Origin of the sequence: Streptomyces sp. GSL17-111, assembly GCF_037911585.1 — a bacterium.
GTDB lineage: Bacteria > Actinomycetota > Actinomycetes > Streptomycetales > Streptomycetaceae > Streptomyces.
Genome location: NZ_JBAJNS010000001.1, coordinates 3,903,451 through 3,929,665 on the forward strand (window position 1 = coordinate 3,903,451; position 26,215 = coordinate 3,929,665).

The window sequence follows — 26,215 nt, forward strand, 5'->3', positions numbered from 1 at the left end:
CGCTCACCCCTCCACCGCGACGGCGCGCGCGAAGCCACCGTCGACCATCAGGTTCGCCACCGTCTCCAACTCGGGCGGGTTCCCCGCCAGCCGCAGCACGAACGCGTCGAAGTCCTCACCGCACGGGAACAGCAGCTCGCTCACGCGCTCCCGCACGTCCAGGCCGTCCCGGTCCCGCGCGTCGTCGTAGGCGCAGAACCACACCGAACCCGTGCCCTCGCCCCGCACCTTCACGGCCAGCAGGCCGCCGTGCACGAACGCGATCCCGAGGAAGTCCTTCGTCAGGTGGTCCCGCAGGCACTTGTTGACGTAGACGAGGTCGTTGACCGCCGCCTCGTCCCGCACCGTGAAGAACGGCTGGTCCAGCAGGAGGCCCAACTCCGCGTCGAGAGCGACCCCCACCGGCGCGCAGCCGCCCGCCGCCTTGAGGAACGACCGGTACGCGCCCGGCAGCCGGTACCCCAGCAACTCCTCGACCTGGACGACCTGCTCCTCCGGCACCGCCACCGGGTGCGGCACCTCGAAGTGCGCCGGACGCGTCTCCTGCAACGGGCGCGTACCGCGCTTGCCGTGGTCCACCGCCGCCGTCGCGAGACCGCCGTGGTGCCGCAGCAGCGCCTTCACCTCCACCGGCACGAGCTCCAGCCGCCGCGACCCCGGGACGTGGTGCCACGTCCAGCCGTGCGGCGTCGCCACCGGCGGCAGCTCCGCCCACAGCTCGTGCCCGGCCGCGTGCTGCGCCGCGTTCGCCGAGACGTAGTCCGTCAGCCGCAACTCGTCCACACCGAAGCCCTCCGGCGGCTCGGCGACCTCCGCCGCCGCCCGCGCGTAGGGCGCGAACACCGGGAACCCGGAGGCGTCCATCCGCACGCCCTGCGGGAAGCGCGCCGCTCGCACCGGGTCCGGAAAGTGCACGACCTGCCCCGCGTACGCCGCGTTCGGCGGCGCGGCCTCCTGCCCGAGCCGACCTGTCGTCATTGGCGGTGCTCCCTGCTGCGTCCGACTGCTCGGCCCCCAGCGTATGCGCTCCCCCCGGCGCCCACCCCGACCTGGTCCTGTCACGGATCCGGGACACACCGGACACGGAACCCGACTTCCGCTACCGCGAGAACATTTGGCAAAGTCTGGATCACCCGAGGGGGACGTGATGCGGAGGAACCACCATGTACGCGACACACCACACATCGGACCCCCGCATCGGCTGGGGCGGCACGAACGGCACCGGAGCGGCCCCACCGGTACCGAGGCACCGCCGTGACGGCATCATGCCCACCACGGCCGCCGCCCTCTCCGTGCGCGGCACCACGCTCACCTGCGCCGCCGCCAAGGCCGGTCACCGGCCCGGCCACCACCCCCTCGTCCAGGACTTCCTGGACACCCTCACCACCGAGCGTCGCGAACGTCACACGGGACACTGCCCCGAGGCCGTCCTGCTGTCCCGCTACCTCACGGGCGCCGAGAGCGCGCGCTCCAAACGCGCGGCCCGGAAACCCTTCACGGCCGGGGACGCCCGCCGCGCACTCAAACACGCCAAGATCACCACGCGCCGCATCCGCGAAGAGGGCGACCCGCAGCACGGCACGTACGCACCGCCCTGCCGCTCCTGCGCCGCGCTGCTCGCCCACTTCGGCGTCCACGCCGTCGAACCCGCCCCCACCGTCCGAGCCGAGACCGCCACCTCCCGCTGATGACCACACGATTCCCCGTCGCCGTCGACGCCGCCCTGCGCGACGCCGGCTGGCGTCCCGGCCGCTGGGACATGCGCCAGGCCGAGATCTGGGCCGACACCCTGCGCGCCCACACCTCCCCGGCCGGCCACCGCCACACGCTGTTCCCCGCCGCCGTCGAGGCCTGGGCCGAGTTCGGCGGCCTCCGGGTCGCGGGCACCGCGCCCGGCCGCCACATCGCCCCCACCCCCGCCGTCATCGACCCCGTCGGCGGCCTGCACTGGGCCCGCACGCTGGCCGACCTCGGCCGCGCCCTCGACACCCAGGTCGCCCCGCTCGGCAGCGAGGAGGGCCACCACGGCGAACCCACCGCACTCCTGGCCATCGACGAGGCGGGCCGCGTCTACAGCCTCGACCACAGCGCCGACTGGTACCTCGGCCCGAACGTCGACTCCGCGCTCGCCACGCTCGTCACCGGAACCCGGCCGCAGCGCCTGGAGTACCCCCCGAACTGACCCCGCGCCCCGACGCCCGTGGCCCGACGCCCCGTGCTCCGGTCGCGCGGGTACGGCACACGCTCAGCGCGGCCGCTCCGGAATCACCGCCGAGACCCGGAAACCACCCGCCGCCGTCGGGCCCGACACGAAGCCGCCGCCCAGCGCCGTCACCCGCTCCCGCATCCCGACCAGGCCGTTCCCCCCGCTCGGCAGCCCGGCGTCCGCCACCCCCGCCGCCGGAGCCGCGTTCTCCACCTGGACCGCCACCTCGGCCCCCCGGTGCGCCAGCCGCACCCGCGTCCGTGCCCCCGCCGCGTGCTTGTGGACGTTCGTCAGCGCCTCCTGCACCACCCGGAACGCCGTGCGCTCCACCACCGCCGCGTACGCGCGCACCTCCCCCTCGACCGACAGCTCCACCGCCATCCCCGCCGCCCGGGACTGCCCCACCAACTGCTCCAGTTCGCCGAGCCGGGGCCCGTCCGGCTCCTCGTCCCGCAGCCGGGCGTCCCGCTCCGCCGCAGCCGCCGCGAACTGCGCCACCCGCTCCAGCGGACGCTCACCGGCCGCGCGCGCCGCACCGCCCTGCGGGCCGCCGTCCTCCTCGTGCGCCCGCAGCACGCCCAGCATCGTCCGCAGCTCCGACAGCGCCTGCCGCCCCATGTCCCCCACCAGGGCCGCGTTCTTCGACGCCTTCGCCGGATCCTTCAGCGCCACCGCCTGCAACGCCGCCGCGTGCACCACCATCAGGCTCACCCGGTGGGCCACCACGTCGTGCATCTCCCGGGCGATCCGGGTGCGCTCCTCGCCCCGCGCCCACTCCGCGCGCTCCTCCGCGCGTTCCGCCAGCAGCGACAACTCCCGCTGCAGGCCGTCCGCCCGCTCCCGCAACGCGTCCACCAGCCGTCGCCGCGCGCCCACGTACAGGCCGAGCAGCACCGGCGGCAGCGTCAGCACCACCGCGAGCAGCGCCGCCAGCAGCAGGAGGAACCACCACGGCCCCGGCACGTCGTCCTCCGAGCCGCCGGGCAGGAAGCTCAGGTACGAGACGACGAAACCGCCGACGATCATCATTCCGGCCAGCAGGGCGATGATCCGCCGCGGCACGTCCGTGGCCGCGAGGGTGTACAGCCCCACCGTCCCCAGAACGAACCCCATCTGCGCGGGCATCACCGCGACGGCCACCAGCACCACGGCGATCGGGTACCGGCGACGGAGGACGAGCGAACCGCCCGCCACCACCCCCAGCAGCATCGCCAGCACGACCGGGACACCGGTCTCCGCCGCGAACGGCACGCCCTCCGCCGCGCACTCCACGGCCGAGACGACACCCAGCGTGACGTCCAGCACGGCGCTCCGCGGGCGCCCCCACCACAACGGCCCGGTCCGTCGCCCCCGCGACGCCTCAGCCCCCGACTCGGTCATACCGCCCACCCTAAGACCCACCGCCACCCATTTCCCGACGGCGCCCGAGGCGGGTCACCTGCGCGTTCGCGCCCCCGCACGCCGAGTCGAAGCGGAGTGCTTCATTCCTCGCTCGATCCGGTGAGGTGGCCGGCTTTTCGACGCGTGGCCGTGCCGCGTCCGTCACGCTGTGTACATGAGCCCGGAACCCGAACACCCGTCCACCGAACCGCCCGGCGAGCCACCTGTCGAGCCGTCGGGGGCGCCGACCTCCCCACCCCCGGCCGGCCCGCCCGTGCGCCGTCATCCGAACGCGAAGGCGCACCTGTGGGAGGAGGCGCGCCGACTGCGCCGCGCAGGCCGCCGCTACGCGGAGATCGCCGCCGAGCTGGGCGTCTCCAGGAGCTCGGTCTCCCTGTGGGTCCGCGACCTCCCGAAGCCCCCGCCGGACCTGGACCGGCTGCACCGGATGCGGGAGGCCCGCTGGGCTCCCCACCGCGAGCGGACGGCCGCCCTGCGCCGGGCCACGCGGGCGGCGGCGGCCGGTGAGATCGGCGAGCTCACGGACCGGGAGCTGCTGCTCCTCGGCGTGGGGCTGTACTGGGCCGAGGGTGAGAAGAGCAAGCCCTGGGCCGTTCGTGAGCGTGTTGTGTTCGTCAACAGTGACCCGGGTGTGATCCGCGTCTTCCTGGCCTGGTTGGCGCTCCTCGGCGTCCGGGGCGACCAGCTTCGGCTCCGGGTGATGATTCACGAGAGCGCGGATGTGGCGGAGGCCGAGCGGTACTGGGCCGAGGTGGCGCAGGTGGACGTCACGGCGCTGAGCAAGACGACGCTCAAGAAGCACAACCCCAAGACCGTGCGCAAGAACACGACGGGCGATTACCGCGGCTGCTTCGTGGTCGGCGTCGTGCAAGGAGTCGATCTTTACCGTCGCATCGAGGGCTGGTGGTACGGCATAGTGGAGGGCGTCAGTTCGGCCACTCCTGGCGAATGTCCGAATTGAGAATTATGTAGTCCCCCGTGGTGTAATAGGCAGCACTGCATACTTTGGATATGTAAGTTCAGGTTCGAGTCCTGGCGGGGGAGCGTTTCGCGCAGGGCCCCGGTCGTCGACCGGGGCCCTTTTCGCGTTCCGCGTGTTCCCAGGCCCGGGGCCGGGGTTGCACCTGACGTAGGGGGAGGGGCGACGGTTCCCCTAAGGGGCGGGGTGGGGTCCGACCGGGGAGGGGCTCGTCCTTCCGCACGAAGAGGGCGGAGACGGTCCGTTCCTACCGTGGGCGGTATGCGGGGGGTGGGGTGTTCCCCCGGTCGACAGACCGACTGCCACCATCGCGGCGCGCCCCGCCCTGTACGAGGCTCGACACGGCCCGATGAGCGGGCCGTTCACGTGCACCACCTGACACGAGGAGAACACCGTGACCACGGCTGTAGCGAATCCCAGGGCGGGAGACGCCGGAGGGGGAACGGCCGTCGCGGCACAGGCGCGACAGGTCGTCAAGGCATACGGCTCGGGGGAGACGCGGGTCGTCGCGCTGGACCGGGTGGACGTGGACATCGCACGTGGCGCCTTCACCGCGATCATGGGCCCCTCCGGCTCCGGCAAGTCGACGCTGATGCACTGTCTGGCCGGTCTGGACACCGTCACGTCGGGGCAGATCCGGGTGGGGGACACCGAGATCACAGGGCTGAAGGAGAAGCGGCTGACGCGGCTGCGCCGCGACCACATCGGCTTCGTCTTCCAGTCGTTCAACCTGCTGCCGACGCTCAGCGCGCTGGAGAACATCACGCTGCCCATGGACATCGCGGGTCGCAGACCCGACCGGGCGTGGCTGGACCGGGTGGTGGAGACGGTGGGGCTGCGGCAGCGGCTGCGGCACCGTCCGAGCGAGCTGTCGGGCGGTCAGCAGCAGCGGGTCGCGGTGGCCCGGGCCCTGGCGGCGCGCCCGGACATCATCTTCGGCGACGAGCCGACGGGCAATCTCGACTCCCGGGCGGGGGCGGAGATCCTCGGGTTCCTGCGCCGCTCGGTGGACGAGCTGGGGCAGACGATGGTGATGGTCACGCACGACCCGGTGGCGGCGGCCTACGCGGACCGTGTGCTGTACCTGGCGGACGGCCGGCTGGTGGACGAGATGCTGCGGCCCACGGCCGAGACGGTGCTGGACCGGATGAAGGCCTTCGACACCCTCGGGCGGGTGTCATGACGATCGTCCGGACGTCGTTGCGCAACTTCTTCGCGCACAAGGGCCGGATGATGCTGTCCGGTCTCGCGGTGGTGCTGTCGGTCGCGTTCGTCTGCGGCACGCTGGTCTTCACCGACACCATGAACAGCACGTTCGACAAGCTCTTCGGGGACACGGCGGCCGACGTGACCATCGAGCCGGGCGGCGACGGCGGGTCGGGCGGTGGGGAACTGCCCTCGACGGGCCGCCCCGAGACGCTGCCGGCCTCGCTCGTGGAGCGGGCCGGTGCGGTGGAGGGGGCCGGGGAGGCGTTCGGCGTCGCGGGCACCATGGCCGTGACGGTCGTCGACGCCGAGGACGAGAACATCGGTCCGACGACGGGCGCGCCGACGATCGCGGCCAACTGGACGGAGCTGGACCGGCGCGCGATGAAGGTGACCGCCGGTCACCCGCCGCGCGGACCGGACGAGGTGATGGTCGACTCCGACACGGCGGAGAAGCACGGCATCGGGCTGGGCGACGAGCTGCGCACCGTCTCGGCCTTCGGCGAGTTCACCTCCCGGGTGGTGGGGATCGCGACGTGGCAGGTGACGAACCCCGGTGCGGCGGCCCTGTACTACGAGACCGGTGTCGTGCAGGAGCGGCTGCTCGGCGGCGGCGAGGTGTTCACGTCGGTGGCCGTGCTGGCGGCCGACGGCGTGACGGACGAGCTGCTGAAGAGGAACGTGCGGGCCGCCGTCGGCGAGGAGCTGTCGGTGCTCACGGCGGCGGAGTCCGCCGAGCGGAACACGGAGGACATCGGCTCCTTCCTGGACGTCATGAAGTACGCGTTGCTGGGCTTCGCGGGGATCGCCCTGCTGGTGGGCGTGTTCCTCATCGTCAACACGTTCTCGATGCTCGTGGCGCAGCGTACGCGTGAGCTGGGGCTGATGCGGGCGATCGGCGCGGACCGTCGGCAGGTGGGGCGTTCGGTGGTGATCGAGGCGCTGCTCCTCGGCGTCGTGGGGTCCGTGCTGGGTGTCGCGGCGGGCGTGGGGGTCGCCGTGGGGCTGATGCGACTGATGGGCCTGCTGGGGATGACCCTGAGCACGGACGACCTGACGATCGGCTGGACGACGCCGGTGGTCGGCGTGGTGCTGGGCGTGGTCGTGACGCTGCTGGCGGCGTGGCTGCCGGCCCGGCGTGCGGGGCGGGTGTCGCCGATGGCGGCGCTGCGGGACGCGGGGGTGTCCGCGGACGGCCGCTCGGGACGGCTGCGCGCGGTGGCCGGTGTGGCGCTGACGGGCGCGGGTGCGGCGGCTCTGGTGGGCGCGGCGGGGGCCGAGGAGGCCGGTCCGGGGGCGTTGTACCTGTCGGTCGGGGTGCTGTTGACGCTGCTGGGGTTCGTGCTGGTGGGCCCGCTGCTGGCGCGGGTCGTGGTGCGGGCGCTGTCGGTCGTGGTGCTGCGGGTGTGGGGTCCGGTGGGGCGGCTGGCGGAGCGCAACGCGTTGCGCAACCCCCGGCGCACGGGCGCGACGGCGGCGGCGCTGATGATCGGGCTGGCGCTGGTGGCGGGGCTGTCGGTGGTGGGTTCGTCGATGGTCGCCTCGGGCCGGGCGGAGGTGGACCGCACGGTCGGCGCGGACTTCATCGTCAGCAGCATGGCCGGTCAGCCGCTCACGCCGCAGGTCGCGGAGTCGCTGAAGGACGTGCCGGAGCTGGCGCACGTCACGGAGTACCGCTCCCTGGACGAGCTGACGCTCACGCTGCCGGACGGCGGCACGGCGCGCGGCTCCGTCTCCGCCGCCTCGCCGACGTACGCGCGGGACGTGCGGGCGGAGACGGTCGCGGGCGAGCTGGCGGGCGCCTTCGAGCCGGGCGGCATGTCGGTGGGCGAGGAGTTCGCCGACGCGCACGGGCTCGCGGTGGGCGATCGGCTGGGGGTGGCGTTCCCCGGCGGCCGGAGCGGTGAGCTGGAGATCCGCGCGGTGACGTCGGCCGAGGCGATGATCGACCAGGGCGTGATGTACGTCGGGCTGCGCACCGCCGAGGAGTTCGTGCCGGCCGAGCGGATGCCCCTGAACACGCTGATGCTCGGGACGGCCGTCGAGGGGCAGGAGAGCGCGGCGTACGCGGCGCTGAAGGCGGAGCTGGAGCGCTATCCGCAGTACGAGGTGCGGGACCAGGCGGCCTACAAGCAGCTGCTGGAGGACCAGGTCGGCCAGTTGCTCAACATGGTCTACGGGCTGCTGGCGCTGGCGATCATCGTGGCGGTGCTGGGCGTGGTGAACACGCTGGCGCTGTCGGTGGTGGAGCGGACGCGGGAGATCGGCCTGCTGCGGGCCGTGGGGCTCTCGCGGCGGCAGTTGCGCCGGATGGTGCGGCTGGAGTCGGTGGTGATCGCTCTGTTCGGCGCGTTGCTGGGGCTGGGCCTGGGGCTGGCCTGGGGGGTGGCCGGTCAGCGGCTGCTGGCGCTGGAGGGCCTGCGGACGCTGGAGATCCCCTGGGTGACGATCGGCGGGGTCTTCCTGGGGGCGGCGGTCGTCGGGCTGGTGGCCGCGCTGCTGCCGGCGTTCCGGGCGGGCCGGATGAACGTCCTGAAGGCGATCGCGACGGAGTGACGCCGGGTGCCGGGGGCGCGTGCGGCCCCGGCACCGTCACGGTCCCGTCGACGGGGGCGTCCGCGACCTGCGGGCGCTCCCGTCGACGGCGTCCGTCCGGCGGTGTGCGGGGGCCGGTGTCAGCCCGAGCGCGTACGCTGGGCAGCCCCGGCCCGCTTGCGTGTCGGGCCCTTCGTGTTGTCCGAGGACGGAAGTACCCACCCCATGAGCCTGTCCGGTCTGCTTGATGCCGTCGTTGCCGACGCGGGGCTGCGCGAGGCGGTCGAGGCCGCCGGGGCCGCCTCCCGCCGCGAGGTGGACCTGGTGGGTCCGCCCGCCGCGCGCCCGCTCGCGGTGGCGGCGCTGGCGCGCCGTGCGAAGGGTCCGCTGCTGGCGGTGACGGCCACGGGGCGGGAGGCGGAGGACCTGGCGGCGGCCCTGCGGTCGCTGCTGCCGCCGGACGGCGTGGCGGAGTTCCCGGCGTGGGAGACGCTGCCGCACGAGCGGCTGTCGCCGCGCAGCGACACGGTGGGCCGACGGCTGGCGGTGCTGCGGCGGCTCGCCCACCCGGACCCGCGCGAGCCGGGCACGGGCCCGGTCCAGGTGGTGGTGGCACCGATCCGCTCGGTGCTCCAGCCGCAGGTCAAGGGCTTGGGGGAGCTGGTCCCGGTCAGTCTGCGCACGGGCGAGTCGGCGGATCTGCAGGGAATCGTGGACGGGCTGGCCGCCGCCGCGTACGCGCGCGTGGAGCTGGTGGAGAAGCGGGGCGAGTTCGCGGTGCGCGGCGGCATCCTCGACGTCTTCCCGCCCACCGAGGAGCATCCGCTGCGGGTCGAGTTCTGGGGCGACGACGTCGAGGAGATCCGGTACTTCAAGGTGGCCGACCAGCGGTCGCTGGAGGTGGCGGAGCACGGGCTGTGGGCGCCGCCGTGCCGGGAGCTGCTGCTGACCGAGGACGTCCGGGAGCGGGCGGCGGAGTTGGCGCGGGCCCACCCGGAGCTGGGCGAGCTGCTGGACAAGGTGGCCGAGGGCATCGCCGTGGAGGGTATGGAGTCGCTCGCCCCGGTCCTGGTGGACGAGATGGAGCTGCTGCTGGACGTGTTGCCGGAGGGCAGCATGGCGGTGGTGTGCGACCCGGAGCGGGTGCGGACGCGGGCGGCGGACCTGGTGGCGACGAGCCGGGAGTTCCTGGAGGCGTCGTGGGCGGCGAGCGCCGGGGGCGGGCAGGCGCCGGTGGACGTCGGCGCGGCGTCCCTGTGGTCCATCGCCGACGTCCGGGAGCGGGCGCGTGAGCTGGGCATGCTGTGGTGGTCGGTGTCGCCGTTCTCGGCGGGCGCGGGGCTGGAGGAGTTCGAGGAGGACTCGATCCGGTTGGGGCTGCGGGCGGCGGAGTCCTACCGGGGGGACACGGCGCGGGCGCTGGCGGACACCAAGGGCTGGCTGGCGGAGGGCTGGCGGTGCGTGTACCTGACGGAGGGGCACGGCCCGGCGGCCCGCACGGTGGAGGTGCTGGGCGGCGAGGGTGTCGCGGCGCGCCTCGACGAGGAGCTCGCGGAGCTGGTGCCGTCCCTGGTGCAGGTCTCGTGCGGCTCGCTGGAGCACGGTTTTCTCGCGCCGGAGCTGAAGCTCGCGGTGCTGACGGAGACGGACCTGACCGGTCAGAAGGCGGCCGGGCGGGAGGCGTCGCGGATGCCGGCGCGCCGCCGCAAGACGATCGACCCGCTGACGCTGAGTCCGGGCGACTACATCGTGCACGAGCAGCACGGTGTGGGCCGGTACGTGGAGATGGTGCAGCGCACGGTGCAGGGCGCCACGCGCGAGTACCTGCTGGTCGAGTACGCGCCCGCCAAGCGCGGGCAGCCGGGGGACCGGCTGTTCGTGCCGACGGACCAGCTGGAGCAGGTCACCAAGTACGTCGGCGGTGAGGCGCCGTCGCTGCACCGGCTGGGCGGCGCGGACTGGACGAAGACGAAGGCGCGGGCGAAGAAGGCGGTCAAGGAGATCGCGGCCGACCTGATCAAGCTGTACTCGGCGCGCATGTCGGCGCCGGGGCACGCCTTCGGGGCGGACACGCCGTGGCAGCGGGAGCTGGAGGACGCCTTCCCGTACGCCGAGACGCCCGACCAGCTCACCACGATCGGTGAGGTGAAGGCCGACATGGAGAAGCCGTCCCCGATGGACCGGCTGATCTGCGGCGACGTCGGCTACGGCAAGACGGAGATCGCGGTGCGGGCGGCGTTCAAGGCGGTGCAGGACGGCAAGCAGGTCGCCGTCCTCGTCCCGACGACGCTGCTGGTGCAGCAGCACCTCGGGACCTTCACCGAGCGGTACGGTCAGTTCCCGGTCTCGGTGAAGGCGCTGTCCCGGTTCCAGACGGAGACGGAGGCGAAGGCCGTCCTGGAGGGGCTGCGGGACGGCTCGGTGGACCTCGTCATCGGCACGCACCGGCTGTTCTCCTCGGAGACGAAGTTCAAGGACCTGGGGCTCGTCATCGTCGACGAGGAGCAGCGCTTCGGCGTCGAGCACAAGGAGCAGCTGAAGAAGCTGCGGGCGAACGTGGACGTCCTGACGATGTCGGCGACGCCGATCCCGCGCACGCTGGAGATGGCGGTGACGGGCATCCGGGAGATGTCGACGATCACCACGCCGCCGGAGGAGCGGCATCCGGTGCTGACGTTCGTGGGCCCGTACGAGGAGCGGCAGATCGGTGCGGCGGTCCGTCGGGAGCTGCTGCGCGAGGGGCAGGTCTTCTACATCCACAACCGGGTGGAGTCGATCGACCGGGCGGCGGCGCGGCTGCGGGCGGCGGTGCCGGAGGCGCGGATCGCGACGGCGCACGGGCAGATGTCGGAGGCGGCGCTGGAGCAGGTGGTCGTCGACTTCTGGGAGAAGAAGTTCGACGTGCTCGTCTCGACGACGATCGTGGAGTCGGGCATCGACATCTCCAACGCGAACACGCTGATCGTGGAGCGGGGCGACACGTTCGGTCTGTCGCAGCTGCACCAGCTGCGCGGCCGGGTGGGCCGGGGGCGGGAGCGGGGGTACGCGTACTTCCTGTACCCGCCGGAGAAGCCGCTGACGGAGACGGCGCACGAGCGGTTGGCGACGATCGCCCAGCACACCGAGATGGGCGCGGGCATGTACGTGGCGATGAAGGACCTGGAGATCCGCGGCGCGGGCAATCTGCTGGGCGGTGAGCAGTCCGGGCACATCGCCGGGGTGGGCTTCGACCTGTACGTGCGGATGGTGGGCGAGGCCGTCGCGGACTTCCGGGCGTCGATGGAGGGCGGCGGCGAGCAGGAGGCCCCGCCGCTGGAGGTGAAGATCGAGCTGCCGGTGGACGCGCACGTGCCGCACGACTACGCGCCGGGCGAGCGGCTGCGGCTCCAGGCCTACCGGTCGATCGCGGCGGCGAACTCCGAGGAGGACGTCGCGGCGGTGCGGGAGGAGCTGACTGACCGCTACGGTCCGCTGCCGGAGCCGGTGGAGAACCTGCTGCTGGTGGCGGGGCTGCGGATGCTGGCCCGCTCGTGCGGCGTCACGGACGTCACCTTGCAGGGCAACAGGATCCGCTTCGCGCCGGTGGAGCTGCGGGAGTCGCAGGAGCTGCGGCTGAAGCGGCTCTACCCGGGTTCGGTGGTGAAGGCGTCGGCCGGGCAGGTGCTGGTGCCGCGTCCGAAGCCGGCCGGTATCGGCGGCAAGCCCGTGGTGGGCCGGGAACTGCTGGCCTGGACGGGCGAGTTCCTGGTGGCGGTGCTCGGCTCCTGACGGCCGCGCGCCCCCGGGCGGGTATGTCCGGGGGCGCGCGGCGGAGGGCGCCTGCGGGGGTTTCAGACGCCCTCCGGCCGGGGGAGGGGCGGGTGCCGGGCCTCAGAGCTCCAGGCTCCACTGGGCGGGGGCGGTGGTGAAGTCGATCAGTTCGACCTCCAGGTCGAGCACGTCGGCGTCGGCCGGGGCGTCGAACGCGTACTGGGCGGTGGCCTTCTTGCCGGGCAGCAGCTCGCCGGTGAAGCCGCCGCCGACGGTGTCGTCGTAGATCTCCTCGGCGGCCGTGCCGTCCTCGCCGGCGCGGGCGCTGACCATGATGAGGTCGGCGGAGACGTTCTCCTCACCGGTGTTCTCCAGGGTGATGGTGACCTGGTGGGCCGTGTTGCCCTCGGTGTGGCCGACGGCGTACTCGTCCGGCTGGTAGGTCTCGGCCCCGGAGACGGTGATCTTGAGCCCGCTGTCGTAGACGGCGGTGTCCCCGGCGGCGTAGGCCCCGCCGCCGTCCTCCTTGTCCGTGTCCTGGCCCGCGTCCCCGCCCTCGTCCCCGGCGTTGTCCCCGGCGTCGGCCTGCGCGTCCTGGCCGGCGGACGTCTCCTTGGTGGGCTCCTCCGGGCCGCAGGCGGTCAGGCCGCCGACGGCGAGGACGGCGGTGGTCACGGCGGCGACGAGCGTACGGGTGCGGATGCTGTTCACGGACATGGCTGTACCCCTCGAAATCGGTGACGGTCTGTGTCAGCGCGGTGCGCTGTGAACCGGTGGGTCAATAACAACAGAGACTGTGAATCGAGTCAACACGGTTCACATGCATGGTGATGTTCACCGAGTGAACCGTTCCATGGAGCCGTCGGCCGGGTATGCTCGACCGACCGCAGCCAGGACGTGAGAGAGGCCGCTGACGTGTCGCAGAGCCCGCCGGACGTGCCCGAGGTGACGGCGGCCGGGATCGCCCGGCTGGCCGGGGTGGGACGTGCCGCCGTCAGCAACTGGCGCCGCCGCTACCCGCACTTCCCCCGGCCCGTGGGCGGCACCGAGACGAGCCCGACCTTCGCGCTGGCCGAGGTCGAGGCGTGGCTGCGGGCCCAGGGCAAGCTGGCCGAGGTGCCCCTGCGGGAGCGTGTGTGGCAGCGCGTCGAGGCCGATCCGGACGGCGCGGCGGGCGCCCTGGCCCGCGCCGGGGAGCACCTCCTGCGGCACGCCGGGCCGGCCGGCGACCGAGCACGCGGCGCGGCGAAGGGCGGCGCCACGGCCGAGGAGGCCGACGCGACGCGCGAACTGGACGCCCTCGCCGAGGAGTCCGGCGCCGCCGACGCCTTCGCCTTCCTGCTCGCCCGCTACTTCGACGCCAACCCCCGCGCCTACACCCTCACCCCGCCGCCCGCCGCCGACCTCATGGCCGCGCTCGCCGGCCCCGCGACCACCGTCCTCGACCCCGCCTGCGGCTCCGGCGAGCTCCTGGCCGCCGCCCTGCGCGCGACCCCCGGGGCCGACGCCGCCGTCGAGCTGTACGGGCAGGAGAGCGACCCCGCGCTCGCCCGGCTGGCCGCCCTGCGCCTGACGCTGTGCGGCACCCCGCCGCCGTCCGCCGTGCACATCCGGGACGAGGACGCGCTGCGCACGCCGCTGGGCGAACAGCCGGGCGTGGACGCCGTCCTGTGCCACCCGCCGTTCAACGAGCGCAACTGGGGCCACGACGAGCTGGTCTACGACCCGCGCTGGGAGTACGGCCTGCCCGCCCGCACCGAGTCCGAACTCGCCTGGGTGCAGCACGCCCTGGCCCGGCTGCGGCCCGGCGGCACGGCGGTGCTGCTGATGCCGCCCGCCGCCGCCTCGCGCCGCACCGGCCGGCGCGTGCGGGCCACGCTGCTGCGCCGGGGCGCGCTGCGCGCCGTCGTCGCGCTGCCCGCCGGGGCCGCGCCGCCGCACAGCCTGCCGCTGCACCTGTGGGTGCTGCGGGCCCCCGGCGGGTCCGGCGCGGCGGACCCCCGGCTGCTCCTGGTCGACGCCGGGACCCACCACCGGGCCACCGGCCGCGAACCGCTGCCGTGGGACGAGCTGCACGCGACCGTCCGCACGGCCTGGCGGGCCTTCGACGCGGGCCGCCCGGTGCCGGAGGAGCCCGGCGTGTGCGGAACGCGCTCCGTCATCGACCTGCTCGACGACGACGTCGACCTGGCCCCCGCCCGGCACCTGCCGCCCGTCGGGGGCACCGCCGACGCCCAGGGCCTCGCCGACGTCGGCGGGGAACTGGAGCGCACGCTGCGCCGCACCCTCGACCTCGCACCCGCCCCCGGGCCCGTGGTGGACGGCGGGGCGCGCTGGACCCTCACCACCGTGGGCGAGTTGGTGCGCGGCGGCGCCGTGGAGGTCCGGGCGGGCGGCGCGGAGGGGGAGCCCGTCGTGACGCGCGAGGGCGACGTCGTCATTCCCGTCCAGGGCCGGGGCGCCGCGTTCGTCGTCGAGCCGGACCGGGCCGGGGAGACGCTGGCCAAGCCGCTGTACCTGCTGCGCCCCGAGCCCGCCGCGCTGGACCCGTGGTTCCTCGCCGGCTTCCTGCGCTCGACCGCCAACACCCGGCAGGCCAGCAGCTACGCCTCGACGGCCTCCCGCCTCGACGTGCGGCGGCTGCGCGTCCCCCGGCTCCCCCTGGAGGCGCAGCGCCCCTACGGCGAGCACTTCCGCCGCCTCGCCGCCTTCGAGGCGGCGCTGCGGCTCGCCGGGGAGTTGGGCGAGCGGCTGGTGCAGGGTCTGTACGACGCGCTCGCCGAGGGCACCGCCCGGCCGCCCGGCTGACGGCGGCGGCCGGGCCCGTGGACCGATCCGCGGACCCCGGTCCGCAGCACCCTGTCCCACGGATACCCTCAGCTCCTACCCTTAGCCAGGCACGCGAAGGACGGGAGCATCGAGATGTACGGCCCGGTCGCACCACCGACTCCACCGCCGTACCGCCGGGGCCCCGGCGGCGTGGCGATCGTGGTGCGGCTGCTGTTCGCCTCCTTCCCCGTCTGGTCGCTGGGGATGCTGGCGTGGGTGCCGTCCCTGCGGTTCGCCGTGCTGCGCCGCCGTCCGCTGGACTGGGCCGTGTTCGCGCTGTTCCTCGCGCTGAGCGTCCTGGAGATCGTGCTGGCCCTCGCCACCCCCGACGACCCCGACTCCGATCTCGGCGCCGCGATGGGCGGGTTCGCCATCGCGCTCATCATCGGCGCGACGACGCACGCGGTCCTCGCCGACCGGTTCCCCCGGCCGCCCGCTCCGTACGCCGGGTACGCCCCCTACCCGGCGACGCCCGCCGCCGGCGGTCACCCCGGCGCGCCGCAGCCCCCCGCCTCCGCCGGGTACGGCTACCCCGGCCCGGTACCGCCGCCCGGCCCGGTGGCGCCGCACCAGCAGCCGACCGTGTACGCGCCCCCGCCGGGACCGGCCCGGGCCCCCTCGGCCCCCACCCCGCCGCCCGCGTCCACCCCGCCGTCCGCCGCCACGCCACCGCCGGGGCAGCCCGCCCCGCCCGCCCGGATGCGGCAGGTGGCGTCCGAACTCGATGAGCTGGACGCCCTGCTGCGCAAGCGGGACGGCCGGTGATCGGCCGCGTCATCGCGGGCCGCTACGAGCTGACCGAGCCCCTCGGCAAGGGCGCGATGGGCCAGGTGTGGGGCGGCCACGACCGGGGGCTCGGCGGGCGCCGCGTGGCGGTCAAGCTCATGCACTCCGGACAGCTGGCCTCGCTCTCCGGCAGCGCCGACCCGGAGGAGCTGCGCGAGCGGTTCGAGCGCGAGTGCCGCGTCACGGCGCAGATCGACCACCCCCACCTCGTCACCGTCTTCGACGCCGGGCGGGACGACGACGAGTTGTTCCTCGTCATGCAGCGCCTTGAGGGCAGCGACCTGGCCGACCACCTCGCCGAGAACGCGCCCTACCCGTGGCAGTGGGCCGTGGCCGTCGCCGCGCAGCTGTGCTCGGCCCTCGTGGCCGTGCACGCCGTGCGGATCGTGCACCGGGACCTGAAGCCGGGCAACGTCATCGTGCGCCCCGAGGGCCGGGTGGTCGTCCTCGACCTGGGCATCGCCGCCGTCGGCTCCGCCGCCGACACCCGGCTCACCCGCACCGGCGCGCTCATCGGCACCCCGGTCTACATGGCGCCCGAACAGGCCATCGGCACCGCGCCCGTGGGCCCGGCCGCCGACCTCTACGCCCTCGGCGGCATGCTCTACGAGCTGCTCACCGGCCGGGTGCCCTTCCAGGCTCCCGAGGCGGCCGGGCTGCTGTACAAGAAGCTGCACGAACAGCCCGTACCGGTCAGGGAGTTGCGCCCCGAGACGCCTCCGGCGCTGGCGGACCTCGTGCACCGGCTGCTGCACAAGGACCCGCACGGGCGCCCGCGCGACGCCCACGAGGTCTACGAGGAGCTGGCCCCGCTCCTGCCCGGCCCCGGCACCCCCGGCCCTGCCATGCCGCTGGACCCGACCGGTCCCTTCCGCCGTCCCGTCGCACCCTGGCCACCGCGCCCGGCCCCGCCGTCCGGCGGCGCGGTACCCGGCTTCGGACCGCCGCCGCCCACGGGGCTGGCGGCCACCCTGGAGGAGGTCCGCCGGCTGCTCTCCTTCGGCGAGTACGCGCGCGTGGCGGACCTGCTGGGCAGCGCGCTGCCCGCCGCCGTCGCCGAGCACGGCGCCTCCTCGCCCATCGTGCGGAGCCTGCGCAAGCAGTACGCGGTGACGCTGATGGAGGCCGGTCACCACGCCCGCGCGCTGCCGGAGATCTCCCGGCTGATCGCGGAGTACGCGGCCGAACGCGGGCCGCACGACCCCGTGGTCACCCAGCTCCTCCAGGACGAGGCCCTCTGCCGCCGCCACCTGACCCACGGCTGACCCCTGCCGCGCCGCCCGGTCGGGTCGGCGGACGGCGCGCGGGGACGGCGCGCGGGGGCGGGGCTTCGCACGTCGTACGCACGAAGTTCACCCGGAAGCCGCCCGGCGGGCACGCCGGGGCCGTCAGGCGGGCCTACCGTGCGGCGCGGAAGGCGTGCGCAGACCGCCTCCCGCCCTGACCGCTCCACCGGGAAGCCACGTGCCCAAGCTCTCAGTGATCGTCCCCTGCCACGACGTGCGGGACTTCGTTCCGGACACCCTCCGCAGCCTCGCCCGCAACGCGGGCCCGGACACGGAGTTCCTCCTGGTCGACGACGGCTCGCAGGACGCCACCGGCGACCTGCTGGAGCGCGCCGCACCGGACATCCCCCGGGCCAGAGTGCTGCGGCACGAGACCAACCAGGGCATCTCCCAGGCGCGCAACACCGGGATCGACGCGGCGCGCGGCGACTACCTCACCTTCCTGGACGGCGACGACTGGTACGCGCCCGGCTACCTGGACGCGCTCCTGGCCGTCGCCCGGCGCCTGGACTGCGACTTCGTCCGCACCGACCACGTCCAGGTGACCGGCCGGACGCGCGTCGTCCACCGGGCGCCCGCGCCGCGCCGCGACGTCGCCCTCTCCCCGCGCGACGCGATCGCCCCGCCGTCGATGAAGACGATGGTGGACTACCCGTTCGTGTGGGCCGGGATCTACCGCCGTGCCCTCTTCGACGACGGGCTGCGGTTCGTGCCCAGCCTGCGCACGGCCGAGGACCGCGTGTTCACCTGGCAACTGCACCTGCGGGCCGCCACGTTCGCCGCCGTCGGGCTGCACGGGGTGTTCTACCGGCGCGGGGTGGCGACGTCGCTGACCCAGATCGGGGACGAGCGGCAGCTCGACTTCCTCCCCGCCCACGACCGCATCCTCGCGGAGGTCGCCGCCCACGCCGAGGCCGACCGCTTCCTGCCCAAGATCGTGCGCACCTACTGCGCCATGATCGCCTTCCACGTCGGCGGCGCCGCCCGTTACGACGCGCACACGACGAGAAGGCTGCGCACGGAGGCCGGGGCGGCGCTGCGCGCCATGCCCGCCGACGTGCTGGAGGACGTGCTCGCCGTCCTGGACGTCAAGCGGGCCACCCTGCTGAGGCGTCTGCTGGGACGCGGCGTCGGAAAGGCGGCCTGACCGTGGCACCCACGACGCAGACGGGCACGCCGCGCCCGCAGATCTTCGAGGTCTCCACCCTCTACGGCGCCGCGACCCTGGCCGCCGCCCTGGACGCCGGGCTCTTCGGCCCGGCCGCCGCCGCCCGGCGCGTGCTCGTGGTGTCCCACAACGCCCCCGTGCCCGAGACGGCCAACCGGCTGCAGGACATGGCCGGCTGGGACGGCATCGCCGCCCGGTTCGACCTCGTCGTCGACTGGAACGACACCATCCGCCCGCTGCACCCCGCCGACTGGTCACCCGCCGACCAGGACAACCCGCTGTGGCAGCGGATGTTCCGCCGGGCGTGGGACCTGGGCGACGGCGTGGCCGATCTCGTCGTGGAGTCGGTACACGTGAACCCGGCCGCCGCGCTCGCCGGGATCTTCGCCGACGCCGACGTGCACGTCTACGCCGACGGGCTGATGAGCTACGGACCGACCCGCGAGCCGCTGCCCGCCGCGACGGCCGCCCGCATCCGGCGGCTGCTGCACCTGGACCTCGTGCCGGGCCTGCGCCCGCTGCTGCTGTCCGAGTACGGCGTTCCGGCCGAGCCCGTCCCGGACGCGGCCTTCCGCGCCGTGCTCGACGCGCTGACGGCGAGCGCCGCGCCGGACGCGGGCGTGCCCGAGGACGAGGGCCGTCGGCCGGGCGCGGTGCTGCTCGGCCAGTACCTCGCCGCCCTCGGCATCCTCACCACCGACGAGGAGGAGGAGCTGCACGCCCGCATGCTGCGGGCGGCGGCCGCCGCCGGGCACACGACCGTGCTGTTCAAGCCGCACCCCACGGCGCCCGCCCGCTACTCCCGCGCCCTGGAGAAGGCCGCCGCCGACTGCGGGGTGGAGCTGCTGGTCCCGACGGCGCCGCTGCTGGCCGAGGCCGTCTTCGGACGCTGCCGGCCCCGGCTCGTCGTCGGCTGCTTCTCCACGGCGCTGCTGACCGCCTCGACGTACTACGGCATCCCCGTCGCCCGGATCGGTACGGCGCCCCTGCTGGACCGGCTGACGCCCTACCAGAACAGCAACCGGGTGCCGCTGACCCTCGTCGACGCCCTCCTCCCGGACCTGGAGACGGAGGCCGCCCCGCGCGCGGACGACCCCGGCCCGGCGGCCCGGCCCGTCGCGGACGTCGGGGCGCTGGTGCGCACCGTCGGGTACTGCATGCAGCCCCGGCAGTACCCGGGGCTGCGCGCCGAGGCGGAGGCGTGGCTGGCCGAGCACTTCGGCCCCGGCACGCTGCGCTACTTCAAGCGGCGCAGGCTGACGAGCCTGGAGCTGCCGGGCAGCCTGGCCCCGGCGGGGGGCCGTTTCCCCGGCACCGGCCCGGCGCTGCGTGTGGCCCGGCGGGTGAAGCGCGCGGCGACGCGCCGGGCGGGGCGTTCAAGGGGTTAGGTATGACGCGGAGTTGAACGTCGGATGACGGCCGGGTGCGTTCGTCGGCGGGTCGGTCGTCGTTCATCACCGGTACACCCGTGCTCCGTACGGTGCTTGCGTAACGCCCGGTGAAGCCGGGCGTATCGAGTCTTGGAGCATCATGAAACGGGTCCGTACCGGATGGCCGGCTCGCCGCTTGGACCGGCGATCCGCTCCGGCGTCGCACAGTGAGGTCCCCATCCGGCCGACGACTCTCGACCAGAGCATCGAGTCGTGCGCGGCGCACAGCGGGAAACTGGTCGCCAACCGCGACCGCCGACGCGGCGAACTGGCGGAGGCGCTGCGGCAACTCCTCGTCGTCCACGCCCGGTCCTCGACCGCGCCCGCGCCCCGGGGCGGCCGGGGGTCGGGCTGGTCCAAGGAGTTCCCCGAGCTGCTGGACGCCCTGCTGGAGGCCGGGAACAAGGCGCTGTCCTGCTGGTCGGCGGCCGAGCTGCACCTCGCGCTGTCCATCACCGACGCCGTCCTGACCGAGCGGCCGGGCTCGCGGGCGGGCTGGCGGCTGCGCGCGCGGGTGCTGGAGGAGCTCGGGGAGGACGCCGGGGCGATCGAGGCGCACGAGCGCTACGTCGCGCTGTGCCGGGACGACGACCTGGGCATCACCGCCCGCGTCGCCGGGCTGCGGGAGAGCGCCGCCCGGCTGGAGGCGCTGCTGCGGCTGCTGGCCGAGGAGTTCCCGCCGGACGCGCGGTGGCGCGGCGTCGCGCCGACCGAGCTGTGGGCCGAGGGCCTGGCCCTGGACGAGCGGGGTGACCGGGCGGGCGCCGCCGCCCGCTGGGTGGCCGCGCTGCGGACGATGGTCGCGGAGCGCTGGCCGTCCACCGAGGTGAGCGAGTCGCTCGACGCGCTCATGGACCACTACACGGCCGCTGCGGCCTGCCGCCCGGGTGGTCTCGCCGGGGCCGGCGCCGTGCTCGCCCTGTACGCCGACCACGCGCGGCTGCGTACCCAGGGCCCGGTGCCGGACCCGGACACCGCCACCGAGCTGATCACCGTCGGCGACTTCCGCAACCTCGTCGCGGGCAAGAGCGTCTGCCTGGTCGCCAACTCGCAGAAGGTCGGCCGGAGCTCGCTCGGCGCCGAGATCGACTCCTACGACCTCGTCGTGCGGTTCAACTCCTTCCGCATCGACCCTGCCGCCACCGGCAGCCGCACCGACATCCACGCCACCATCCACAAACACGGCTTCAACTGGGACCGCAAGGTCGAGACCCGGCTCGTCTTCGGCGGCCTCCAGGAGCCGTGGAAGCAGTCCGTGCGGCAGCGCCTGGTGCCCGGTGCCCAGCGCTACCTGGGCGACGCCTCGCTGCGCTGGCCGCTGCGCAACCTCGGGAAGGTGCCCGAGAGCGTGTGGCCGACGATCCCCACCAGCGGTTTCAACATGCTGTGGCTGCTGGACTTCCTCGACGTCAGCCCGACGCTCGACCTGATCGGTTTCGACTTCTACGCCACCGGTGCCTACCGGCTCGACGGCGCCATGAAGCTCCCCATCACCTCCGTGCACGGATACCTCAGCGAGAAGGAATGGGTCATGGACCGGGCCACCAGCCGTACCGAAACGAGGATCTCGCTCAGATGACCGCGTCCACCCCCGCGTCCCGCGCGGCCGGCGCCGCCCCCCGCCCCCTGACCGCAGGGCGCCGCAACCCGACCGGCAAGCGCCGTATCGCCTTCGCCTCCTACGTCGACGAGAACTACCTGCCCGGGTTCCTCGCCCTGCTGCGCAGCCTGGCCCTGTCCAACCCGGGCGTGTGCGAGGACTTCGTCGTCCTCTACGACGACCTGCGGCCGTCCTCCGTCGCGGCGATCCGCCGCCTCCACCCGCGCGTCGTCCTACGCCGCGTGGACGACGCCCACTACGACGACTTCGTCAAGGGCGACCCGGAGAACTACCTGATCCGCAAGGCGTACTTCATCCTCGACGTCTTCCGCATCCGTGACTACGACACCGTCATCACCCTCGACACCGACATGGTGGTCCTCGGCGACATCGGTGAACTCCTCACGCTGCGCGAGGGACTGGCCGCCGTGCCGCAGTTCTTCCACGGGCAGCACAAGCTCAACAGCGGCCTGCTGGTCATCCAGCGCGAGTACCTCACCGACGCCTTCTGCGCCCGCCTCGACGAGGTCGGCCGCAGCGGCTCCTACGAGCTGGACAAGCACGACCAGGGCATCCTGAACGCCGTCCTCGACGGCGACTTCGTCCGCCTCGACCCGCGCTACAACTTCGTCAAGCGCCGGCTGACCGGCGACCAGCCCGTCCCCGACGACGTGGCCGTCCTGCACTTCACCGGCCGCCACAAGCCGTGGAACGGCGGCGAGAGCGGCTACACGCTCGCCGAGGAGGTCTGGCAGCGCCACGCCCTCAGCGACGCGGCCCTGGCCGCCCAGTACCTGGCCCTGCCCGGCGCCAAGCACCCCGACCTGCTGCTGCACTTCGGCCGCCGCGTCGTGGAGCGCACCGGCGACCCCGCCGTCGCGCGCCAGGTCGCCTCGGCCTGCCTGGCCACCGGCCGCTACCAGGAGGCCGTCGACGTCCTCACCTCCGTGACGCTGCCCGCCCGCAGCGCCTGGGCGCACGAGGTGCTGGGCACCGCGCTCATGGCCCTCTCCCGGTACGAGGAGGCGGAGGCCCACCTCCTGCTGGCCACCGCCGACCCCAAAGGCGCGGCCAAGGCCTACGGCCGCCTCGCCCAGCTCGCCTGGACGCTGAACGACGACGCCGCCGCCCACCGGCACGCCGCCGCGGGCCTCGCCGTCGAGCCGGTCAACCGCATGTGCCGCATCCTGCACCGGCGCACCCGGCCCGACGTCCGGCCCGGTTCGGACGTCGCCCCGGCCGGGCAGCTCACGCACGTCGCGTTCTACATGGACCGGCAGGGCAACGCGGGCGACAAGCTGCTCCCCGAGTCCGTGCGGCTGTGCTTCGGCGCCGACACCGGCGAGGAGCGCTGGCACTCCCAGCACGCCCACCGGCTCTTCGACGAGTCGGCCCTGGAGCGGGCCAACGCGAGCCGGGGCGTGGTCGTCGGCGGCGGCGGGCTCTTCATCCCCGACACCGCTCCGAACGGCAACAGCGCCTGGCAGTGGAACGTCCCCGACGCGCACCTGGAACGCCTCACGGTGCCGCTCGCCGTCTTCGCCGTGGGCTACAACGCGTTCGACGGGCAGTCCTACAGCCGCACCCGGTTCACCGAGTCCCTGCGGCTGCTGGTCTCCCGGGCCGACTTCTTCGGGCTGCGCAACAGCGGTTCGGTGGAGAAGGTCCGCGACCTGCTCCCCGCCGAGCTGCGTGACCGCGTCGGGTACCAGCCGTGCCCGACGACGGTCACCCGCCACCTCGTACCCGGCTGGCAGGACCCGGCCGAGCGCGCGGACACCGTCCTCCTCAACGCCGCCTACGACCGCGCCGGGCTGCGCTTCGGGCACGACTACGAGCACTTCCTCGCCGAGACGGCGAAGGCCGTCCGCGCGATCGGGGAGCACGCGGAGGTGCGGTGCGTGGCCCACGCGCTGGAGGACGAGCGCATCGCGTTCGACCTGCGGCGCGCCCACGGCATCTCGCTCCCCGTCGTCCCGATGTACGACTGGGACTGCGACGCGATCCGCGCCGAGTACGCCCGCACCAAGCTCGTCATCGGCATGCGCGGACACGCGGGCATGATCCCGTTCGGCTGCGGCACGCCCGTCATCAGCCTCATCTCGCACCCGAAGATGGCCTACTTCCTGGCCGACATCGAGCGCCCGGAGTGGGGCGTGTCCGTGCACGAGCGGGACCTCGGCGCCCTGCTGACCGAACGGGCCGTCGGCATCCTCGACGACCACGCGGCCGTCGTCGCCGACGTCCACGGGCGCCAGGAGCTCCTGTGGCGCACCACGCAGGACAACATGGCGGCCGTCCGCAAGGCGTTCGGGGAGACGGCCGCATAGCCGACACGACGGGAGCCGGCACGACGCGCCACGACCGGCTGCGGGCGGACCACAGGGGGGTCCACCCGCAGCCGGTCGGCCGTTCAGGTCCGGTCGGCCGTTCCCGCCCGGTCGGCCCTCAGCCCAGCAGCCGCCGCAGGCCCAGCCGTCCCCACAGCAGGCTGGCGCCGTAGGACAGGGCGATCACCGCACCCAGCAGCCCCAGCAGCGTGCCGACGGCGACCGCGCCGCCCAGGTCCGCAGACACCAGCGGACGCACCAGCTCCTCCACGAACAGCACGTGCACCATGTACGCCCCCATCGCCGCGTCCGCCAGCCGCCGCAGCGGCACCCGCAGCCGCTCCGGCACCGGCCTGCGGCTGACGAGCAGCAGCACGCACGCCGTCATCAGCCCGACGAAGAGGTGCGCGTTGGGGATCACGTAGTGGATCTGCGTGTGGTACCAGAGGCAGCCCGCCATCGTCAGCGGCAGCAGCACCGCGAAGGGCCACCGCCTGCCGCGCAGGACGGATCCGGGGAGCGCGATCAGCAGACCGCCCGCGACGGCGTACACCAGCGAGTACGTGCCGAACCCCCAGCCGACGCGCGGCACCGCCCAGCCGGTGACCTCCCCGACCGTGGACAGCGTGCTCGGCCCCACCGCCACCGCCAGCAGCGCGACCCCGAGCCCCCAGGGCCGCTGCCCGTCCTTGAGCAGCACGGCGAAGGCCAGCACGGCGACGACCGGCAGGTAGGCGTAGAGGAACCACAGGTGGTAGGCGGGCTGCACGGAGGCGAAGAGCGAGTCCACCGCCAGATCGACCACCGGGTCGTCGTTGCGGTCCCGCGCCCACGCCCACACCAGGTAGACGCCCGTCCAGACGAACAACGGCACGCCGGTGCGGACGATGCGCGTCCACATCCGCCCCTCGCTCCGGGGCGTCGCGCCGACCAGGACGCCCCATCCCGCGATGGCGAAGAACACCGGGACGGCGAAGGAGTTGACGGCCTCGAAGAAGTGGCCCGTCCAGTAGGCGCCCGCGCCGTTCGCCCGGTCGTTGTCCACCACGTGGATGAAGGTCGCGGCGACGTGCCCCAGCATCACCGTGCACGACGCCAGCAGCCGCAGCACGTCCACGTCGAACCGGTGCTCGCGTGCCGTCGTCGGCGCGGCGGGAGGGGCGTGTTCGACCTCGCTTGCTTCGGCCGCCGGGGCGGCGTCGTCCGGGCGGGCGGTGAGGGATCTGGAAGCCATGGGCGTGAGCCGGTCCTGGGGGAGTGGGCGAGTGGGGAAACAACTCCCCGAAGGAGTAGCCGCCCGGCCGGAACGCCGTGGACCCTGCGCGTGACCCCCGGGTGAACGAGGGGTGTGCGCGGAGTTCCCCCCGCCGTCTCCCCGGCGAACGCCGGGTGGTGGCCCCCGGGCGCACCCGCCCCTCGGACCACCGGACGTGTACCCGCCGTTCACCCTCCGGCCGGACGTACGCCATGTGCCGCGCCTCGACGCGCGGCAGAGTGCACCGGCCGGTCCGGACGGCCGGTGGAGTCCTCCGCCCCGGTGTGCCTGGAGCCCGCAGCCCGCATGAGCGTCACTCCCCATCCCCGGTCGCCGTCGCCACCCGCTTCCGCCACCGCGCGGGACCCCTGGTGGGACAACGTCCGCTTCGTCGCCGCCACGCTGATCGTCGTCCTGCACACGGTCGGCAGCATCATGGCGCGCCACGAGACGCTGCACGCGTTCAGCGTGGGCACCTGGGCGCTGCGCGTCCCCGTCTTCGTCGTGCTGGCCGGGGTGTTCAGCAGCGCCGGGCCGCTCGGTGGACGACGGCTGCGCGGGCTGACGCAGTCGGTGGCCGTCCCGGCCGCGCTGTTCAGCCTCCTGTACTCCCTGGAGGTCCTGGCCCTGGGCGGCGAGTTCCGGCTGCACGTGACGCAACTGCCGTGGACGCTGTGGTTCCTCATGTCCCTGTTCTGCTGGCGGCTGCTGCTCCCGCTGGTCGTGCAGCTCCGCCACCCCCTGATCATGACCTCGGTGGCCGCGCTCGCCGCCGGGTACGTGGAGACGCTGGGGATGGCCTACTCGGCGAGCCGGACCGTCGTCTACCTCCCGCTGTTCTACCTCGGCTGGCGCCTCGGACAGGGCGCGCTGCGCGGCTGGTTCACCGCCCGCTGGAGCCTGCCCGTCGCCGCCGCCGGGCTGCTGGCCTCCGGCCTGGCCGGGCTGGCCTGGCACCGCGACGTGTCGGGGTCGTGGCTGTCGATGCGCCACCCGTACGCGGCCGAACCGCTCGGTCTGGAGTGGGCGTGGCTGATCCGGCTCGCCGTCCTGGCGGTCGCGGCGGCGCTGGTGCTGTGCCTGCTGCGGGTGACGCCGCGCCGCAGGCTGCCGTTCGTCTCCGCGCTGGGCAGCGCCGGGTTCACCATCTACCTGCTGCACCCGCTGGTCATCCTCCCGTTCCGGGAGACGGGCTGGATCGCGCGCGTCAACACACCGGGGGAACAGGTCGGCCTGGTGCTGTGCGCGGTCGCCCTGGCCGCCGTCCTGGGGTCGCCCCCGGTGCGGTGGCTCGCCCGCCCCCTCGTCCGCCCCCCTGTCACCCGCCTCTTCGCACCCCCCGAGCCGGCCCCGCCGCCCCCCACCCCGCCGCCGCACCCCGCCCCGGACGCGCAGCCCCTCCCGACCCCCGACTCCCCGACCCCGGTGGCCCACCGCTGAGCCGGGCGCCCACG

18 protein-coding genes and 1 tRNA gene are annotated in these 26,215 nt (G+C 74.2%); 15 read left to right on the forward strand and 4 right to left on the reverse strand.

Annotation, left to right across the window (positions count from 1 at the left end; all coding sequences use genetic code 11):
- Window positions 1-3 precede the first annotated feature (3 nt).
- Complete coding sequence (locus V6D49_RS17420; RefSeq protein WP_340560869.1) at window positions 4-978, reverse strand: SMI1/KNR4 family protein; 975 nt, start codon at window positions 976-978, stop codon at window positions 4-6.
- Between the two features lie 185 nt (window positions 979-1,163).
- Between V6D49_RS17420 and V6D49_RS17425 the strand changes: the two genes are divergently transcribed.
- Complete coding sequence (locus V6D49_RS17425; RefSeq protein ID WP_340560871.1) at window positions 1,164-1,688, forward strand: YwqJ-related putative deaminase; 525 nt, start codon at window positions 1,164-1,166, stop codon at window positions 1,686-1,688.
- Complete coding sequence (locus V6D49_RS17430) at window positions 1,688-2,182, forward strand: SUKH-3 domain-containing protein (RefSeq protein ID WP_340560872.1); 495 nt, start codon at window positions 1,688-1,690, stop codon at window positions 2,180-2,182. The genes V6D49_RS17425 and V6D49_RS17430 overlap by 1 nt, the downstream gene beginning before the upstream one ends.
- A 63-nt stretch (window positions 2,183-2,245) precedes the next feature.
- On the opposite strand, the gene V6D49_RS17435 is transcribed toward V6D49_RS17430, so the two are convergent.
- A complete protein-coding gene (locus tag V6D49_RS17435; protein ID WP_340560873.1) occupies window positions 2,246-3,586 on the reverse strand; it encodes a sensor histidine kinase in 1,341 nt (446 codons plus the stop codon).
- Window positions 3,587-3,761: 175 nt separating this feature from the next.
- Here V6D49_RS17435 and V6D49_RS17440 point away from each other — a divergent pair, with 175 nt between their 5' ends.
- The 5 genes from V6D49_RS17440 to mfd all read left to right on the forward strand — a co-directional run bounded on the left by V6D49_RS17440 (window position 3,762) and on the right by mfd (window position 12,095).
- Complete coding sequence (locus tag V6D49_RS17440; protein ID WP_340560874.1) at window positions 3,762-4,568, forward strand: hypothetical protein; 807 nt, start codon at window positions 3,762-3,764, stop codon at window positions 4,566-4,568.
- A gap of 11 nt (window positions 4,569-4,579) precedes the next feature.
- Window positions 4,580-4,651: transfer RNA gene (locus V6D49_RS17445), tRNA-Gln, on the forward strand.
- 329 nt (window positions 4,652-4,980) lie between these two features.
- Entirely contained in the window at window positions 4,981-5,769 is a 789-nt protein-coding gene (locus V6D49_RS17450) for an ABC transporter ATP-binding protein (protein ID WP_340560875.1), read from the forward strand.
- Complete coding sequence (locus V6D49_RS17455; RefSeq protein WP_340560878.1) at window positions 5,766-8,348, forward strand: ABC transporter permease; 2,583 nt, start codon at window positions 5,766-5,768, stop codon at window positions 8,346-8,348. Before V6D49_RS17450 ends, V6D49_RS17455 begins: the two co-directional genes overlap by 4 nt.
- 204 nt (window positions 8,349-8,552) lie before the next feature.
- Window positions 8,553-12,095 carry a transcription-repair coupling factor gene (gene mfd / locus V6D49_RS17460; protein ID WP_340560880.1) on the forward strand — a complete coding sequence of 1,181 codons (3,543 nt, stop codon included), beginning with the start codon at window positions 8,553-8,555 and terminating at the stop codon, window positions 12,093-12,095.
- A gap of 102 nt (window positions 12,096-12,197) precedes the next feature.
- Here mfd and V6D49_RS17465 read toward each other — a convergent pair whose 3' ends face one another.
- The gene (locus tag V6D49_RS17465) at window positions 12,198-12,794 is read right to left on the reverse strand and encodes a DUF4352 domain-containing protein (protein ID WP_340560881.1); all 597 of its coding nucleotides are present in this window, start codon (window positions 12,792-12,794) and stop codon (window positions 12,198-12,200) included.
- Between the two features lie 198 nt (window positions 12,795-12,992).
- Here V6D49_RS17465 and V6D49_RS17470 point away from each other — a divergent pair, with 198 nt between their 5' ends.
- The 7 genes from V6D49_RS17470 (at window position 12,993) to V6D49_RS17500 (ending at window position 23,506) form a co-directional block, all read left to right on the forward strand.
- On the forward strand, window positions 12,993-14,885 hold the full coding sequence (locus V6D49_RS17470; protein ID WP_340560882.1) for an N-6 DNA methylase: 1,893 nt from the start codon (window positions 12,993-12,995) through the stop codon (window positions 14,883-14,885).
- A gap of 114 nt (window positions 14,886-14,999) precedes the next feature.
- On the forward strand, window positions 15,000-15,671 hold the full coding sequence (locus V6D49_RS17475) for a hypothetical protein (protein WP_340560884.1): 672 nt from the start codon (window positions 15,000-15,002) through the stop codon (window positions 15,669-15,671).
- Window positions 15,668-16,957 carry a serine/threonine-protein kinase gene (locus V6D49_RS17480; protein WP_340560886.1) on the forward strand — a complete coding sequence of 430 codons (1,290 nt, stop codon included), beginning with the start codon at window positions 15,668-15,670 and terminating at the stop codon, window positions 16,955-16,957. The genes V6D49_RS17475 and V6D49_RS17480 overlap by 4 nt, the downstream gene beginning before the upstream one ends.
- A 199-nt stretch (window positions 16,958-17,156) precedes the next feature.
- The gene (locus tag V6D49_RS17485) at window positions 17,157-18,125 is read left to right on the forward strand and encodes a glycosyltransferase family 2 protein (RefSeq protein ID WP_340560888.1); all 969 of its coding nucleotides are present in this window, start codon (window positions 17,157-17,159) and stop codon (window positions 18,123-18,125) included.
- A gap of 2 nt (window positions 18,126-18,127) precedes the next feature.
- The gene (locus tag V6D49_RS17490) at window positions 18,128-19,534 is read left to right on the forward strand and encodes a polysialyltransferase family glycosyltransferase (RefSeq protein WP_340560889.1); all 1,407 of its coding nucleotides are present in this window, start codon (window positions 18,128-18,130) and stop codon (window positions 19,532-19,534) included.
- 178 nt (window positions 19,535-19,712) lie between these two features.
- Window positions 19,713-21,155 (forward strand): hypothetical protein, encoded by a 1,443-nt coding sequence (locus V6D49_RS17495; protein ID WP_340560891.1) that lies wholly within the window; start codon window positions 19,713-19,715, stop codon window positions 21,153-21,155.
- Complete coding sequence (locus V6D49_RS17500) at window positions 21,152-23,506, forward strand: glycosyltransferase (protein ID WP_340560893.1); 2,355 nt, start codon at window positions 21,152-21,154, stop codon at window positions 23,504-23,506. The genes V6D49_RS17495 and V6D49_RS17500 overlap by 4 nt, the downstream gene beginning before the upstream one ends.
- Before the next feature lie 118 nt (window positions 23,507-23,624).
- Here the strand turns inward: V6D49_RS17500 and V6D49_RS17505 are convergent, their stop codons facing one another.
- Window positions 23,625-24,740: an acyltransferase gene (locus V6D49_RS17505; protein ID WP_340560894.1), complete on the reverse strand. Its 1,116-nt coding sequence runs from the start codon at window positions 24,738-24,740 to the stop codon at window positions 23,625-23,627.
- A 285-nt stretch (window positions 24,741-25,025) separates the two neighbouring features.
- Between V6D49_RS17505 and V6D49_RS17510 the strand changes: the two genes are divergently transcribed.
- Complete coding sequence (locus V6D49_RS17510; protein ID WP_340560895.1) at window positions 25,026-26,201, forward strand: acyltransferase family protein; 1,176 nt, start codon at window positions 25,026-25,028, stop codon at window positions 26,199-26,201.
- Window positions 26,202-26,215: the final 14 nt, after the last annotated feature.